The 15,883-nt window shown below is 62.4% G+C and carries 14 protein-coding genes; 1 reads left to right on the top strand and 13 read right to left on the bottom strand.

Annotated elements, in window-relative coordinates; genetic code table 11:
• From B0E55_RS22390 to B0E55_RS22345, 10 genes are all read right to left on the bottom strand, one after another.
• Positions 1–1,794 carry a nickel-dependent hydrogenase large subunit gene (locus tag B0E55_RS22390; RefSeq protein ID WP_019748080.1) on the bottom strand — a complete coding sequence of 598 codons (1,794 nt, stop codon included), beginning with the start codon at positions 1,792–1,794 and terminating at the stop codon, positions 1–3.
• A gap of 54 nt (positions 1,795–1,848) precedes the next feature.
• Positions 1,849–2,964, bottom strand: coding sequence for a NiFe hydrogenase small subunit (locus tag B0E55_RS22385; protein WP_020969412.1), 1,116 nt, complete (start codon positions 2,962–2,964; stop codon positions 1,849–1,851).
• 163 nt (positions 2,965–3,127) lie between these two features.
• Positions 3,128–3,952: a hydrogenase nickel incorporation protein HypB gene (gene hypB / locus B0E55_RS22380; RefSeq protein ID WP_080910485.1), complete on the bottom strand. Its 825-nt coding sequence runs from the start codon at positions 3,950–3,952 to the stop codon at positions 3,128–3,130.
• 2 nt (positions 3,953–3,954) lie between these two features.
• Entirely contained in the window at positions 3,955–4,284 is a 330-nt protein-coding gene (locus tag B0E55_RS22375; RefSeq protein ID WP_020907448.1) for a hydrogenase maturation nickel metallochaperone HypA/HybF, read from the bottom strand.
• Between the two features lie 155 nt (positions 4,285–4,439).
• The gene (locus B0E55_RS22370) at positions 4,440–6,071 is read right to left on the bottom strand and encodes a cutinase family protein (RefSeq protein WP_047889311.1); all 1,632 of its coding nucleotides are present in this window, start codon (positions 6,069–6,071) and stop codon (positions 4,440–4,442) included.
• A gap of 111 nt (positions 6,072–6,182) precedes the next feature.
• The gene (locus B0E55_RS22365; RefSeq protein ID WP_175470332.1) at positions 6,183–7,289 is read right to left on the bottom strand and encodes an alcohol dehydrogenase catalytic domain-containing protein; all 1,107 of its coding nucleotides are present in this window, start codon (positions 7,287–7,289) and stop codon (positions 6,183–6,185) included.
• A gap of 28 nt (positions 7,290–7,317) precedes the next feature.
• Positions 7,318–8,676, bottom strand: a complete 1,359-nt coding sequence (locus B0E55_RS22360; RefSeq protein WP_019748074.1) for a M16 family metallopeptidase — start codon at positions 8,674–8,676, stop codon at positions 7,318–7,320.
• Between the two features lie 126 nt (positions 8,677–8,802).
• Positions 8,803–11,073, bottom strand: coding sequence for a polyribonucleotide nucleotidyltransferase (locus tag B0E55_RS22355; protein WP_020907444.1), 2,271 nt, complete (start codon positions 11,071–11,073; stop codon positions 8,803–8,805).
• Positions 11,074–11,511: 438 nt separating this feature from the next.
• Positions 11,512–11,781: a 30S ribosomal protein S15 gene (gene rpsO, locus B0E55_RS22350; RefSeq protein ID WP_003942254.1), complete on the bottom strand. Its 270-nt coding sequence runs from the start codon at positions 11,779–11,781 to the stop codon at positions 11,512–11,514.
• Between the two features lie 157 nt (positions 11,782–11,938).
• Positions 11,939–12,919 carry a bifunctional riboflavin kinase/FAD synthetase gene (locus tag B0E55_RS22345; RefSeq protein ID WP_019748071.1) on the bottom strand — a complete coding sequence of 327 codons (981 nt, stop codon included), beginning with the start codon at positions 12,917–12,919 and terminating at the stop codon, positions 11,939–11,941.
• A 117-nt stretch (positions 12,920–13,036) separates the two neighbouring features.
• On the opposite strand from B0E55_RS22345, the gene B0E55_RS22340 reads away from it, so the two are divergent.
• A complete protein-coding gene (locus B0E55_RS22340) occupies positions 13,037–13,783 on the top strand; it encodes a metal-dependent transcriptional regulator (RefSeq protein WP_019748070.1) in 747 nt (248 codons plus the stop codon).
• Between the two features lie 10 nt (positions 13,784–13,793).
• On the opposite strand, the gene B0E55_RS22335 is transcribed toward B0E55_RS22340, so the two are convergent.
• The 3 genes from B0E55_RS22335 to B0E55_RS22325 are packed head-to-tail and all read right to left on the bottom strand — an operon-like array spanning position 13,794 to position 15,871.
• On the bottom strand, positions 13,794–14,270 hold the full coding sequence (locus B0E55_RS22335; protein ID WP_080910484.1) for a GNAT family N-acetyltransferase: 477 nt from the start codon (positions 14,268–14,270) through the stop codon (positions 13,794–13,796).
• Complete coding sequence (gene truB, locus B0E55_RS22330; RefSeq protein WP_020907442.1) at positions 14,267–15,187, bottom strand: tRNA pseudouridine(55) synthase TruB; 921 nt, start codon at positions 15,185–15,187, stop codon at positions 14,267–14,269. Before truB ends, B0E55_RS22335 begins: the two co-directional genes overlap by 4 nt.
• Positions 15,188–15,211: 24 nt before the next feature.
• Positions 15,212–15,871: a 4'-phosphopantetheinyl transferase family protein gene (locus B0E55_RS22325; protein ID WP_003942126.1), complete on the bottom strand. Its 660-nt coding sequence runs from the start codon at positions 15,869–15,871 to the stop codon at positions 15,212–15,214.
• Positions 15,872–15,883 lie beyond the last annotated feature (12 nt).

The raw sequence follows: 15,883 nt of genomic DNA, 5'->3' as shown, positions 1-15,883 counted from the left end.
TCACTCCCCGGTCACGGACTGCGTCGGAGAGTGCAACTTCTCCAGGGTCTTACCGCCGCCGAGATACATGTGAACACCACACGGCAGACAGGGATCGAAACTACGCACGGTCCGCATGATGTCGATGCCCTTGAAGTGGTCTCGATCGTTCTCCTCGAAGATCGGCTGACCCTGCACGGCATCCTCGTACGGACCGGGGGTTCCGTAGCTGTCGCGCGGGCTCGCATTCCACGGGGTCGGTGGGTACGGGTGATAGTTCGCGATCTTGCCGTCACGAATCACCATGTGATGTGAGAGAACTCCGCGGACGGCTTCGGTGAATCCGCAACCGATTCCCTCGTCCGGAACCTCGAACGACTCCCACGTCTTGGTGCGGCCTGCCCGGATCTCGACAAGCGCCTTCTCTGCGAAGTGAAGGGCAGCCGCTGCTGCGTATGCCTGGAAATACGTTCGCGCACGGTTTCTTTCGAGAGTATTGCTGCCATGTTCTGGAATCTTCCACTCGAGCGAGACGGGACCTTTCAGTGCTGTTTTCGGAAGATTGATCTTCACACTGTGTCCGGTCGACTCGAGGTATCCGATGTCGACCAGGCCGGCAAGAGCGGTGCTCCACAGACGAGCCAATGCTCCCCCGCCGGTATCCAGAGCGAGGTTGTCTTTTCCGTCGAACCATCGCGGTGACATGACCCAGCTGTACTTGTCCTCGAGATTACGCTTCTGCGGATGTGGGTTGGTGTGTTGATTCCACGGGTGCCGGCGATCGACCGGGTTACCCAGCGGATCGGTTTTGACGAACATCTCCTGATCACTCCAGTCCTCGTAATACGAGGACCCCAGCATGATTCGGATACCGAGGTTGATGTCCACCAGATCCGTGGTGACCAACTTTCCGTCGACAACCACACCGGGAGTGACAAACATCTTCCGGCCCCAGTCGGTCATGTCCTTGTACGAGAAATTGCAGTACTCGGGGTCTTGGAACGATCCCCAACAACCCAGCAGGGTCCGCCGCAGGCCAACCTTTTCGTAACCGGGCAGCGCCTGGTAGAAGAAGTCGAACAGGTCGTCGTGCATCGGCACGACCTTCTTCATGAATTCGACGTACCGCATCAGCCGCGACATGTAGTCCGTCATCAGTTCGATCGTCGCGACGGTTCCGACGCCGCCGGGATAGAGCGTCGACGGGTGGACGTGCCTACCCTCCATCAAGCAGAACATTTCGCGAGTCGAACGCGAGACTTGCAACGCTTCGCGATAGAACTCACCCGTGAACGGATTGAGAGTCCGCATGATGTCCGCGATCGTGCGATAACCGTGCTGCTCCTCGTGCGGGCAGCGCGTGTTCTCTGCCTGCGCCAGCACACCGGGATTCGTCTCGGAGACCATCTTCTCGCAGTAGTCGACTGCGACCAGATTCTCTTGAAAAATGTTGTGGTCGAACATGTACTCGGCGGCCTCGCCGAGATTGACGATCCACTCGCCTAGATGCGGCGGCTTGACGCCGTACGCCATGTTTTGTGCGTAGCACGAGCACGTGGCGTGATTGTCACCGCAGATGCCGCAGATACGACTGGTGATGAAATGCGCGTCGCGCGGGTCCTTCCCCTTCATGAACAGGGAATACCCACGAAAGATCGACGACGTGCTGTGGCACTCCACCACTTCGCGATTGGCGAAGTCGATCTTGGTGTAGATACCCAGACTGCCGACGATTCGGGTGATGGGGTCCCACGCCATCTCGACAAGACCGTCGCGGTCCGCAGTCGAGGTGGGTTCGGGAACGATGGCCGTCATTGCAGTGCCTCCCAGAGACGTTGCTCACGAACTGATTTGAAGGTATCCGGTCGGTCACCAGGTACGCGTCGCACCGGTGAGCAACTTCGACCCGCGCTCGCGCCAGTGCGGTTCCTTGTCCAACGTGTGACCGGTGATCCGGCGCAGACTGTGGATCACGGACCCGTACATTCCCACCGCATTGGTGGAGAGTTTGCCGCCAGGTGGTTCATCCATGAACGGCATGAATTTGTCCGGGAATCCCGGCATTGTGCAGCCGATGCAGATCCCGCCGACATTAGGGCACCCGCCGACTCCGTTTATCCAACCACGTTTGGGGACATTGCATTTCACGACCGGTCCCCAACATCCCAGCTTGACGATGCACTTCGGCGACCCGTACTCCGTCGCGAACTCGCCCTGCTCGTAGTACCCGCCACGGTCACAGCCCTCGTGAACGGTGGCACCGAAAAGCCACTGCGGGCGGAGGGATTCGTCCAAGGGAATCATCGGCGCCTGATCAGTGGCCATGTACAGAAGATAGGTCAGGGTCTCGGAGAGGTTGTCCGGCTGAATGGGACACCCGGGAACGCACACGATCGGGATGCCCGCCTTCGATTTCCAGGTCCACCCGAGATAGTCCGGCACGCCCATCGCACCGGTCGGATTGCCGGCCATCGCATGTATGCCGCCGTAGGTTGCGCACGTGCCGACCGCAACTACCGCAGTGGCTTTCGGTGCCAGCTTGTCGAGCCATTCGCTCGTGGTGACCGGTTGGCCGGTTTCGCGATTGTTCCCGAAACCACACCAGTACCCCTCGTCGTGAAGTTTCTCGTTCGGTATAGATCCTTCGACAACAAGAACAAAGGGTTCCAATTCTCCCCGGTCGGCTTTCCAGAACCATTCCAGGAAATCGTCAGCGCCGCCCTGCGGTCCACATTCGAAGTCGATGAGCGGCCAATGAACCGCCACCTGAGGCAGGCCGGGCAACGCACCGAGCGCGATCTCCTCGATACTGGGTTGCGTGGCCGCGGTGAGCGCCACCGAATCACCGTCGCAACTGAGACCGGCATTGATCCACAGCACGTGGATCAGAGTTTCTTCCGCTTTGGCCGCTGCGCTTTCGGGGGTAGCTGCGCTTTCGGAGGCAGGTTCCGCCGTGGTGCCAGCAGTCGATTTTTGTGTGTCCATGTCAGCCGCTTTCACGGGTGCACTTGCGCCTGATTCTCGGCGCCGCTACTGCCTGACACGCTATGGCCTCAAATTGCTGCGGCACCGAAACGCTGACGCCACCGGAGTCGAACCTCGGCCCACTTGCGTGGCACCCACTCATTTCATTAACTACCCGAGCAGATCAGTTGTCAACGGCCACCGGAGAAATCGCCGAACGACTACCGATCCACTCGTACCACTCGTCCATACCCTCACCTGTCGTGGCCGATAGAACAACAACGCACACAGCAGGATTGAGTATTTTCGCTTGCGCGACACAGGCATCGACGTCGAACTCGACGTACGGGAGCAAGTCGATCTTGTTGATCACCACGAGGTCCGCGACGGCAAAGATGTGCGGGTACTTTTTCGGCTTGTCGCCCCCCTCCGGCGTCGAAATTAGGACAACCTTGCCTTCCTCGCCCAGGTCGAAGAGCGCGGGGCACACCAGGTTTCCTACGTTTTCGATCAGAAGCAGCGACCCGTCCGCGGGGTCCAAGGCGCGCAGCGCGCGGTCGATCATCTCGGCATCGAGGTGACAGCCCGCCCCCGTGTTGACCTGGACCACTGACGCGCCGGCCTCACGAATCCGCTCGGCGTCGAGCCGGGTTTCCTGGTCACCTTCGATCACGGCAATCGGTCGTTGTCGTCCTAGTTCCCGGATCGTTCGCGCCAGCAATGTCGTCTTACCCGCGCCGGGCGAACTCATGATGTTGAGCGCCGTGATTCCGCGGCCCCGCATCCACTCACGATTGTGAACCGCAATGCCGTCGTTCTTGGCAAGCACCTGCTGCTCGAGAATTACAGTGTGGTCGGAGTGACCGTGCCCAAGGTCATGGTCATGGTCGTGGTCGTGGTCGTGGTGGTGGTGACCGTGCCCATGGCTGTCGTCCTGCTCGTGTTCTCCGCCGGAGACGACCGACACCCGAGGTCCCGTAGTGTCCCCGCACCCACACGTCGCGCACATGCTCAGCTCACTTCCATCGACAGGATCCGCAACTCGCGGCCGGCAAGCACCTCGACATCAGCACTGCCGCACCCACACAACAAGAACATGTCGGGCGGCGAGAAAGTCACGCCACAGCTATTGCATCGCGCGCTGGTTGCAATCTGATCGATGTGCAAGCTGGCACCCTCGGCGTGAGTACCCGCAGTGACAACGTCGAAGCAGAACAGCAGAGAGTGTGGAACCACTGCGCAGAGTTGCCCTACTTCCAGCCGCACACTCGATACTCGTCGCTCGCCGGCACGCTCGCACACGGCTTCGACCACACTCTGCGCAATAGACAGCTCGTGCACGGTGAAACCCACGATTCGTGATCCGGAAACCTCCCTTCCACGATAAGCACCAACCGCCGCTGTACGTAACCCGTACATACAAAACAGGCTGCGATCCGCAACTACTTGCGGATCGCAGCCTGTGACAGCGTTTTTGACGAACGGAAACCTCTCGGCTAGCCGGTCGTAACTTGTGTCGTTGTTGTTGTTGATGTTGTCGTTGTCGTGGTCGCGGCGGGCGGTGCACTCGACTCGACTGAAGTCGACGGCGCCACGGTTGAAGTCACACTCGGCGTCGCGGCCGGCGCAACGGATGTCGTCGTCGGAGCCGCGGGTGCCGGTACTGCAGATTCCGAACCTGCGGGTGCGGGTTGTACCGCTTCGCCCGTGGTTGTGGTGGGCTTGGCCGAGTCGGTAACCGAAGGCGAAGCAGCCAAGGCGTCGATGGCATCCGCCATCTCTTCGGCGGTCGGCTTCGCCGACGAATCGACCGGCTTGCCGTCCTGCGCCTGCTTGGCCAGATAGGTCAGCCACGCCGCTGCGTACTCCGCTGATGTCAGGGGCTTGCCGTTTGCAGCATCCGAATCACGCCAGTAGTCGAAGTGGTGACCGACATCCGGGCCCAAGGTCAGGCCGTACGGATCGTTCATGACTACGGGGATGGTGTTCTGGTTCGTGGCGATGAGGCCGACGATTTCCTTGAACAGCTTCTGCGGCAGGTACGCCAACGGCGACACTTCCTCAGTGGAAACCGAGTCCTTTGCGACCGGCGTCGTGGTGGCCTCGCTCGGCTTGTACGCCGGATCGGACACCTTCAGCAAGACGTCGAGGAAGGTTTCGTCGCTCTGCATCCAGGTGGGATTGCTCGAGATGTCGTTGAAGGCGTCGAACATCACTCGTCCCATCACGACCGCGATGTCCATGCCGGTGGCGGGCGTCAGATTCTGCGCTTGCAACTGGTCGACGTTGAGCTGCCGACCGACGTTTGCCGCCAGAATCAGGAGTGAAATGTTCTCGGGAGCTGCGCAGGTGAGGTCGCCGTCAGAGCAGAACGACGCAATCTTGCCGTTCAGGGCCCCGAAATCTCCGCTGGTGCCTGGAAGTGCCCCGGATCCGGAAGCGGTGTTCTTTCCGTTCTGATATTGCTGGTTGAAACCGTTCGGGTTCGCGTACGGGTTCTCGGAGCCGGGGAACGGCCCCTCGCCCGCGAGTCGACCAGCGTCGGCGAAGATGACCACACCGACGACGTTGTCCGGATTGATGCCGGAGGTGCTCGACTCCGAGCCGATGTCCATCGCGACGCGGCGCACTACGTCAGCGCCTTCGCTGTAGCCGACAATCGAGAACTTCGTGTTCGGGCAGGCCGCGCTGATTGCCTTCATCACAGCGCGGGTGTTGTCCGCGCCCGTCGTCACGGCCTCTTCGTAACTGTCCATGTTTGCGGGATACGCGATGTAGACGGAGGCGTACGAGCCGTCCTTGACCGAACCGGCGGGCGCCTTGAGTACCGGGTCGACCCAGTAACTGCTGTAGTCGTCTGTGAGCGCCGCCGGGAGGAGTGTCGTTCCATCCGCACCGACGAGCATCTTCGTTGTGCCCTCGACCGGCGTGTCTCCGCGACCGGCAACACCGATCCCGACCGTGTCGTGGCACTCGGTGACAGACGCGGTCAACTCGGTCTCGATCGTCTGCGATTGCGGAGAATCCACGGCAACTGCGACCGCCACCAACGCGGCCACGCCGAGCGCTGCGGGCGCTACTGCACCCGCCAGTATTCGATGTCGCGAAAAGAACCCACGAACCGGCATATCTTCTCCCCAATCAACTTTTGGAAAACGTACGACCGACCCCCGGGGCGTCACGCAACGTCATTCGAGTAGTCGTCCAATATGAGAGAAGCGTTACAGGAGGTAACGATTTCAGTCGAAAATAATGACCTGTCGGATTGCTTTTCCGTCCGCAAGTTCGTCCATGCCGGAATTGATGTCGTCCAACTCGATTCGCGAGGAGATGAGCTTCTCGACCGGCAGCTTCCCGTCCCGCCACAATTGCGCGTAGATCGGGATGTCGCGGGCGGGGACCGCGGATCCGAGGTAACTGCCGATGATGGTCCGCGCTTCGGCCACCAGCCCGAGCGGCGAGATCGACGAGCGCGCATCAGGCGCAGGCAACCCGACCGTGACGGTCGTGCCACCCGCTGCCGTCGCGGCCACGGCTGTCTCGAACGCCCGAGCATTTCCCGCAGCTTCGACGACGATGTCTGCGCGAACGCCACTCTCGGACAGGCCTGACGGTGTGAAGACCTCGGTCGCGCCCAGTTCCAGCGCCTGAGCCAGCTTGGACTCCAGTGCGTCGACGCCGATGACGTTCTCGACCCCGAGTGCCCGCGCCGTCAGGATTGCGGCCATCCCGACGCCGCCCAAGCCGACCACCATCACAGTGTCCGCCGGGCGAGGCTTGGCCGCGTTGAGTAGCGCTCCCCCGCCGGTCAACACCGCGCAGCCGAGTACGGCTGCAATCTCGGCCGGAATATCGTCTTCGACGGCAACTACGGACTTGGCGTTGACCACCGCATGCGTCGCGAAACCCGAAACGCCGAGATGATGTTTGACGCTCTCGCCGGAGCGCCGCAGTCGTTGCGCGCCACCGAGCAAACTGCCGTCGTTGTTGGCGGCGCTACCCACCGTGCACGGCATCCGGCCGTCAGTGGCGCATCCCGCGCACTCGCCACACCGCGGAAGAAAAGTCATCACGACGCGGGTGCCCACCGACAACGAATCAACGCCGTCGCCGAGTTCGACGATTCGACCAGCTGCCTCGTGGCCCAGCAACATCGGCACGGGGCGAACGCGATTCCCGTCGACCACGGAGAGGTCGGAGTGACAAAGCCCGGCAGCTTCGATCTTGACGAGGATCTCACCCGGGCCCGGGGATTCGAGGTCGAGTTCCGAAATCGAAATCGGAGTCGACTCCGCAAAGGGACGCTCCCGGCCGATCTCTTCGAGCACTGCACCACGGATCTTCAACTGCACACCCCGATTTCGATAGTTCGAACTACTTGCCCACGATCCCGCGTACCGACGCGGGGAGGTCACGAACCCGCTTGTACGGGCCGACGACGGCGGCCGCAAACGGCCTGGTCAAGAGCACCTGCGCCACCTCGAGAACTTCTTCGGAGGTGACTGCGTCGATGGTCGCGAGCGTCTGCGCAACACTGCGATGGTTGCCGTAATTCAGTTCACTGCGACCGATACGGTTCATGCGTGAACCTGAATCTTCCAGTGCCAGAACCAATCCGCCGCGCAGCGATCCCTTGGCGCGGGCGATCTCGGCATCGGTGATTCCGTCCGTCGCCACGTTCGCAAGTACCTCGCGGATCACTGTGGCAACCTCCCCGAGGTTCTCCGGCTGGCAACCCGCGTACACGGAGAACGCTCCGGTGTCCGCGAAGGTGTCTACGCCGGAATAGACGGAGTACGCAAGCCCACGCTTCTCGCGAATCTCTTGGAACAGACGAGAACTCAGCCCGCCGCCCACTGCGGCGTTGAGAACAGACAGGGCCCAGCGATGACCCTCGTGCCGACCGAACGCGCGTACTCCGAGCGCAAGGTGGACCTGCTCGCTGTCGCGGTGGGTCAAGCTCAGTTCAGGCATCGTTCGCAAACGCAGAGTGCCTTCGCGCCGCGGCGCCGGCTTGACTCCACGCTCGAGATGCCCGGCGAAGGCGCGGCGAGCGAGCGTCACAACCTGCTTGTGGTCGACGTTCCCCGCTACTGCCAGCACCATCCGCTGCGGCGTGTAACGCCGAACATGGAAGGAATGCAGCTGATTGCGCGACATCGACTCGATCGATTCGACGCTACCGATGATGGGACGACCGACAGGATGATCTCCGAACAACGCGGTCAGGAAGGCGTCGCCGAGCAGGTCTTCCGGATCGTCGTCTCGCATCGCGATCTCTTCGAGCACTACTTGCCGCTCGACGTCGACATCCGCAGTTCTGCAGCGCCCACGCAGTACGACGTCGGCAACAAGGTCCACCGCCATCGGGAGGTCCTCGTCAATCACGTGCGCGTAGAAACAGGTGTGTTCCTTCGACGTGAATGCATTGAGTTCGCCGCCCACACCATCCATGACCTGCGCGATGTCCAACGCGGTCCGTGACGGCGTCGACTTGAACAACAGATGCTCGAGAAAATGCGCGGCACCGGCCACACTCGGCTGCTCGTCGCGGGAACCGACTCCGACCCACACGCCGACGGAGGCGGAACGCACACCGGGGATGAATTCGGTGACGACGCGCAGGCCGCCGGGAAGGACCGTGCGCTGCACTCCCGATTCAGGAGTCGCATCGATCGGCGATTTCAGCACAGCGCTGCGGCTGCGCGTGGTGTTGGGAGTGGTCTTTGCCATGAAAAGGTTCAGCAGTCCTCGGTGCAAGTGTTGAATCAGGTATCTACAGGCTCGTGTCTACAGACAGTACAGATGCGGCCCCGCACGGAAATCCGCGCGGGGCCGCATCAGAGTACGAAGTGAGATCTACTCGGAAGCAGCCTCGTCGGCGGCCGGAGCGGCAGCCTCGTCGTTGCCCTCTTCGACCGGGATCAGCGAGATCTTGCCACGTGCATCGATGTCGGCGATCTCGACGCGGATCTTGGATCCGACGTTGACCACGTCTTCGACCTTGGCAATACGCTTGCCACTGCCCAGCTTCGAGATGTGCACCAGTCCGTCGCGTCCCGGCAGGAGCGACACGAAGGCACCGAAGGCGGTGGTCTTGACGACCGTGCCCAGGAACCGCTCGCCGACCTTGGGGAGCTGCGGGTTGGCAATGGCGTTGATCATGTCGATCGCGGCCTGTGCAGACGGTCCATCGGTGGCGCCGACGAACACGGTGCCGTCGTCTTCGATGGAGATGTTGGCACCGGTCTGCTCGGTGATGGAGTTGATCATCTTGCCCTTGGGGCCGATGACCTCACCGATCTTGTCGACGGGGACCTTGATGGCCGTCACGCGGGGAGCGAACGGGCTCATCTCGTCCGGGGTGTCGATGGCTTCCGCCATGACCTCGAGGATCGTGGTCCGTGCATCCTTCGCCTGCGAGAGTGCACCGGCAAGAACCTGCGACGGGATGCCGTCGAGCTTCGTGTCCAACTGCAGGGCCGTGACGAAGTCCTTGGTGCCTGCGACCTTGAAGTCCATGTCGCCGAAGGCGTCTTCGGCGCCGAGGATGTCGGTCAGAGCGACGTAGCGGGTTTCACCGTCGACCTGGTCGGAGACCAGACCCATGGCGATACCGGCAACCGGAGCGCGAAGCGGCACACCGGCGTTGAGCAGTGCGAGCGTGGACGCACACACCGAGCCCATCGAGGTGGAACCGTTGGAGCTCAGAGCCTCGGAGACCTGGCGAATCGCGTAAGGGAACTCTTCGACGCTGGGCAGAACCGGCATGAGAGCGCGCTCGGCGAGTGCACCGTGACCGATTTCGCGACGCTTCGGCGAACCGACGCGACCCGTCTCACCGGTGGAGTACGGCGGGAAGTTGTAATGATGCATGTAGCGCTTGGTGGTCTCGGGACCGAGCGAGTCGACCTGCTGAGCCATCTTGACCATGTCGAGAGTGGTGACACCCAGGATCTGGGTCTCGCCGCGCTCGAACAGTGCGGAGCCGTGTGCGCGCGGGATGATCGCGACCTCGGCGGACAGCGAACGGATGTCCGTGACGCCGCGGCCGTCGATGCGGAACTGATCGCGCAGGATGCGCTGACGAACCAGCTTCTTGGTGAGCGAGCGGAACGCTGCTCCCAGTTCCTTCTCGCGGCCCTCGAAGTTGGGTGCAACCTGCTCGAGAACCTCGACCTTGACCTCGTCGGTCTTGTCGTCGCGTTCCTGCTTGCCGGCGATTGTCAGTGCGGCATTGAGCTTTTCGGACGCAGCAGCCTCGACGGCAGCAAAAACGTCGTCCTGGTACGCCGGGAAGACCGGGTAGTCACCCGTGGGCTTTGCAGCCTTGGATGCCAGCGCTGCCTGCGCAGCACACAGGCGTGCGATGAACGGCTTGGCGGCCTCGAGGCCCTCGGCGACGATTGCCTCGGTCGGTGCCTGAGCGCCGTCGGCGATCTTCGCGATGACGTTGTCGGTGGCCTCGGCCTCGACCATCATGATCGCTACGTCGGCATTGTCACCGCTGCCGGACACGACGCGGCCGGCTACGACCATGTCGAAGACGGCGTTCTCGAGCTGATCGACCGTCGGGAATGCAACCCACTGGCCGGCCTTGTTGTCCTCGGAGACGATGAGTGCAACACGCACGCCACCGACGGGTCCGGAGAACGGCAGGCCCGCGATCTGCGTCGACGCGGAAGCGGCGTTGATGGCCACGACGTCGTACAGATCCTGCGGGTTGAGGCTCATGACCGTGACGACGACCTGGATCTCGTTACGGAGACCGTCGACGAAGGACGGGCGCAGCGGCCGGTCGATGAGGCGGCAAGTCAGGATCGCGTCGGTGGAGGGGCGTCCCTCACGACGGAAGAACGAACCGGGGATGCGGCCCGCTGCGTACATACGCTCTTCGACGTCCACCGTCAGGGGGAAGAAGTCGAAGTGCTCCTTGGGGTGCTTGCTGGCGCTCGTGGCGGACAGCAGCATGGTCTCGTCGTCCAGGTAAGCAACGACGGCGCCGGCGGCCTGCTGAGCAAGGCGTCCGGTCTCGAAACGGATGGTGCGGGTACCGAAGGACCCGTTGTCGATCACGGCGGTGGATTCGAACACGCCTTCGTCGACCTCTACTACGGAATTCTCTGTCATTCTTTTCTCTTCACTTCCCTCTCGTCTTCGCCGTACCCGCGCGGGCGTTTCCACCCTCCTGGTGGAAACTGCGCACCGAGGGACGTCCCCCTCTTGAATTGCAGACGCTCCTTGCGATGCGAGCGATTTCTGCTTCGGGACGTCACGACGTTCGGGCGGCCGTCGATCGAAGTCCGCCGGAGCCTTCGGGCACTTGCCCGGTCCGGAGAACCACTACCGACAACCGACACCACGTTCTCTGGTGCATACGGTGTGCTGGCTGCGCACTGCACAACTGTGCGTAGACAACTGTGCATAGCGCCGACAGCGGAAACTGCCTTGCGGCAGCTAACGCCGAAAGCCAGCGAAGCCCAGTATATGCGTGGCTTCGCCGGCTAACGGAGTGTTCGGCAAACCGAAGCGTGCCGTGTTGCTTTCGATCAGCGTCGTGAGAAAAATCTAGCGACGCAGGCCGAGACGCTCGATGAGCGTGCGGTAGCGAGCGACGTCAGTCTTTGCCACGTACTTCAGCAGACGACGACGGCGACCGACCATCAAGAGCAGTCCACGACGCGAGTGGTGGTCATGCTTGTGGGTCTTGAGGTGCTCGGTGAGATCGGTGATGCGCTTGGTGAGCATTGCCACCTGAGCTTCAGGCGATCCCGTGTCGGTCTCGTGCAAGCCGTACTCGCCGAGAACGACCTTCTTTTCTTCCGTGGTCAATGCCACTTGATTCACTCCTGTGATGACGTTTGCGTGAAAGGAACTAGATCGGTGCGGCCACCGCAAACCGCAGCACGCACCGAGAGAAGATCCTACCAGCAGCAATGAGGCGCTTTCGCCCGCCTGGAGCGAATGTGGCCGCCGCCACTAGTTCAGGACGAGCTCAACCTACGCTGCGCTCTGCATCCTCACTCAGGATTTGGCGTGCGCGTTCGACGTCTCGGTTCATCGCCGTGATGAGCGACTCGATCGAGTCGAACTTCTCCATGCCCCGAATCCGCGAAACCAGGTCGACAGCGACGTGTTGTCCGTACAGGTCGGCTTCGGTGTCGAGAACGTACGCCTCGACGGTTCGGGTCCGGCCGGAGAAGGTCGGGTTGGTCCCCACAGACACTGCGGCTTGGTATCGACGACCGGGAACGACAGTTCCGAGTTCCTCGCCGGCGCCGAGCACCGTGAACCACGCTGCGTAGACGCCGTCGGCCGGAATCGCCGAAAACATCGGCGGTGCAACATTGGCCGTCGGGAATCCCAGCTCGCGTCCACGCTTGTCACCGTGGACGACCACACCTTCGACACGATGTGGACGGCCGAGAGCTTCGGTGGCGGCTTCCATGTCGCCTGCGTCGACGCACGAGCGGATGTAGGTCGACGAGAACGTCACCGCATGCTCGGCGAGCAGCTGGACGCCGTCGACCGCAAAGCCGAAGCGAGCGCCCATCTCACGAAGAAGATCGACGTTGCCGAGCGCCTTCTTGCCGAAGGTGAAGTTGTCCCCCACCACCACCTCGGCGACATGCAGACGTTCGACGAGAATTTCGTGGACGTAGCGCTCCGGCGTCAGCTTCATGAAATCAGCGGTGAACGGCATCACGCAGAACACGTCGATGCCCAGATCCTGAGCCAATTCCGCACGCCGTTGCAGCGTCGTCAACTGGGCTGGATGACTACCCGGCCGCACAACCTCCATTGGATGCGGGTCGAACGTCATCAACACGCTCGGAACACCACGTTTGCGCGCAGCGGTAACCGCTCTCGCTATCAATTGGGCATGCCCACGATGCACACCGTCGAACACACCGATAGTGAGCACACAACGACCCCAATCGGCCGGAACTTCGTCGAGACCACGCCATCTCAGCACGATTGGCAGCCTACGGGTCCACCGGCGGCGGGTCACGTTCGGACCCGCCCAGCGAATCACCGCTGTGCTGCCGCTCACGTACGGAAGTTCCGGATTTCGTAGCCTAAGCTAAGCGTTGTGGCAGCTCACAAGACCGGAACCTCGGAAGCATCATCGACGTCGGATGGCGACAGCACTTCGGCGCACGGCGCGGCAATCGACACGCTCGCACTCTCGTCGGTGGCTCAGGACTACCTCAAGGTCATTTGGACGATCCAGGAGTGGTCCCACGAGCGGGTGTCCACCAAGCTCCTGTCCGAGAAGATGAACGTCTCGGCTTCGACGGTGTCCGAGGCGATCCGCAAACTCTCGGACCAGGGCCTCGTCGATCACGCCCGCTACGGTTCCATCGCTCTGACGGACAGTGGCCGCGCGGCTGCTGTGTCCATGGTCCGGCGCCACCGGTTGATCGAGACCTATCTGGTTCAGGAACTCGGCTACGGCTGGGACGAAGTCCACGACGAGGCCGAAGTCCTCGAACACGCCGTTTCCGATCTGATGATCTCGCGGATGGACGCCAAACTGGGCTTCCCCGAACGTGACCCGCACGGCGATCCCATTCCCGCCACCGATGGTTCGGTGCCGACTCCCCCGGCCCGGCAGCTCAGCGACTTCGCCAACGGCGAGCGGGGCCGCGTTGCCCGGATCTCCGATTCCGATCCCGAAATGCTGCGGTACTTCGATTCCGTCGGCGTCAGTCTCGATGTCGACATCACTGTCGAAGAACGCCGTGATTTCGCCGGAACAGTGTCCGTTCGACTCGGCGACAGCCCCGACACCATCGACCTGGGAAGCCCAGTCGCTCAAGCAATTTGGCTCGTGTAGTCGAGGCCGCTCAGCGCGGCAGACGATATCGCCGTTCCACGGGCCGGACTCCGTCGGTCCGGGTCCAGTCGGCGAGCCTCTCGTCGACGTACACCCAACCTCGACGCTCGTACAGCGCGATCGCCGGCAAAGCGTCCTCGACGACGTCGAGCACCAGTTCCAACTGACTTTCGGCTGCGAAATCCGTGACAGCGTCGAGTAGCGCACCGCTGAGGCCGTTTCCGCGCGCATGGGGATGAACGAACAATCGCGACACGGCTATCGATCCCGCGGTGGTGGGCGCGCCTGCAACCTCGCGGTCGACGGCCACATGACCGACAACACGGCCGTCGCTCTCACCGACCCACGCCTTCACCACCGTGGGCGAACTGAGCCAGCGGTGCGGGTTCTGCGGCCACATGTTCGGATATCCGTCGCAATCGTGGACCTGTGCCAGCGCATCGACGCAACCGTCGAGGTCGCCGTCGACACGCTCGCGGACGATCACCCGCGAAGCGTCGCCGGTCGCACGACCATCACCGAACTGGCGCGTCGACCCTTCTCCTGCAGAAGCGCAATCGTGTGACCGGTGGGATCGATCGCCGCACAGATCCCCTTCATCCCGATCGGCTCGAGCCAGCGCCCCTGGCTGATCGCCTCGGCTTCCTCCGCCGTGATCTGCCGATGCGGAAAAGCCGTCTGCGCAGCCTGATCGATGTCGAGGCTCACACCCGGCTGATCCGCGAGATCTTCGAGCGTGCGCGCATGTTCGAGAGTGAACGGCCCGACGCGGGTGCGGCGCAATGCCGTCAGATGACCACCGACGCCCAATTCACGACCGAGGTCGCGTGCAAGCGAGCGGATGTATGTTCCGGAAGAGCACTCAACGTCTACATCCAGATCGACGAAGCCACCCGGCACATCTCGCCGAGCCAGAACTTCGAAAGTCGACACCGTTACCGGGCGCGGCGCCAGCTCGACGGTTTCTCCCGCACGCACCAGAGCATGTGCGCGTTGACCGTCGACCTTGATAGCGCTCACGCTTGCCGGGATCTGCTTGATGTCTCCGGTCAGCGTTGCCACGATCGCCGCGATCTCCGCGTCCGTCACCTGCGAAGCGTCTGCGGAAGTCAGGACCTCCCCTTCGGCATCGTCCGTGTCCGTCGCTGCACCGAGGCGAATGGTCGCCGAGTACGCCTTGGTTGTCAGTGCCAGGAGTCCGAGCAACTTGGTCGCACGCTCGACGCCGAGAACGAGGACGCCGGTCGCCATGGGATCAAGAGTCCCGGCATGTCCCACCTTGCGGGTGTTCAACAATTTGCGGCATCGCGCGACCACGTCGTGGCTGGTGATGCCCGCCTCTTTGTCGACAATCAGGATTCCGGCGCCGACAAGACCGGAGGAAGGCTTTTCACGAGCTGACACGTGTGCCGATTCTGCCAGTCGCGCTCACTGCACCGAAATTGCCGTCAGGATGAGCCCGTCCGACACCAACCACCTGCCGTCGAAAGAGGTGAGCGGCGGACCAGACGTCGCCTCACCGGGGACCAGCAGACGCGAGTTGAAAGTTCCGGAAGTTTCCGACTCCGCCTCGAATGTGATGTGGGCGTCCTCGAAACCCAACCAGCGCCCAGTGAGCGGAAACCACGCCTTGTACGTGGCTTCCTTCGCGCAGAAGAGCACTCGATCCCAGTGCACCGGACCGCCGGTTTCCTGAGTGTCCAGCCACGTTCGTTCCGCTTCGATGCTGACCGCGGGCAATACCCCGTCCGGCAGCGGGCCGTGCGGCTCGGCGTCGATACCGAGTGAGCGGACCTGCATGGAGTACGCCAGGACAGCGCCGCGGTAGCCGTCGCAATGGGCGAGGCTCCCGACCACTCCCTGCGGCCAGAGTGGGGCACCACGCTCGCCGCGCATGACAGCGGCAGACGGAACACCGAGCTTGCCCATCGCCTGACGCGCGAGGTGCCGGGTAGTCACGAACTCGCGACGGCGCTTCTCGACCGCGCGGCCGATCAACGCCTCCTCACTGGGGTGCGGAACCAGACCGGGCGGATCCACGAAGGCCTCGGCCGTCGCAACTCCACCGGGAAGAATCTGTTCGATCACGTAGCGATACCT

It is taken from the genome of Rhodococcus sp. 66b, assembly GCF_002076325.1.
Taxonomy (GTDB): Bacteria; Actinomycetota; Actinomycetes; order Mycobacteriales; family Mycobacteriaceae; genus Rhodococcus_F; species Rhodococcus_F erythropolis.
This window is presented reverse-complemented; position numbering and strand designations above follow the sequence as displayed.

Bases quoted from the DNA above. Each gene is read 5' to 3' on its own strand.
- B0E55_RS22390 (WP_019748080.1), bottom strand. From the start codon at position 1,794: ATGACGGCCATCGTTCCCGAACCCACCTCGACTGCGGACCGCGACGGT.
- B0E55_RS22385 (WP_020969412.1), bottom strand. From the start codon at position 2,964: ATGGACACACAAAAATCGACTGCTGGCACCACGGCGGAACCTGCCTCC.
- hypB (WP_080910485.1), bottom strand. From the start codon at position 3,952: ATGTGCGCGACGTGTGGGTGCGGGGACACTACGGGACCTCGGGTGTCG.
- B0E55_RS22370 (WP_047889311.1), bottom strand. From the start codon at position 6,071: ATGCCGGTTCGTGGGTTCTTTTCGCGACATCGAATACTGGCGGGTGCA.
- B0E55_RS22360 (WP_019748074.1), bottom strand. From the start codon at position 8,676: ATGGCAAAGACCACTCCCAACACCACGCGCAGCCGCAGCGCTGTGCTG.
- B0E55_RS22355 (WP_020907444.1), bottom strand. From the start codon at position 11,073: ATGACAGAGAATTCCGTAGTAGAGGTCGACGAAGGCGTGTTCGAATCC.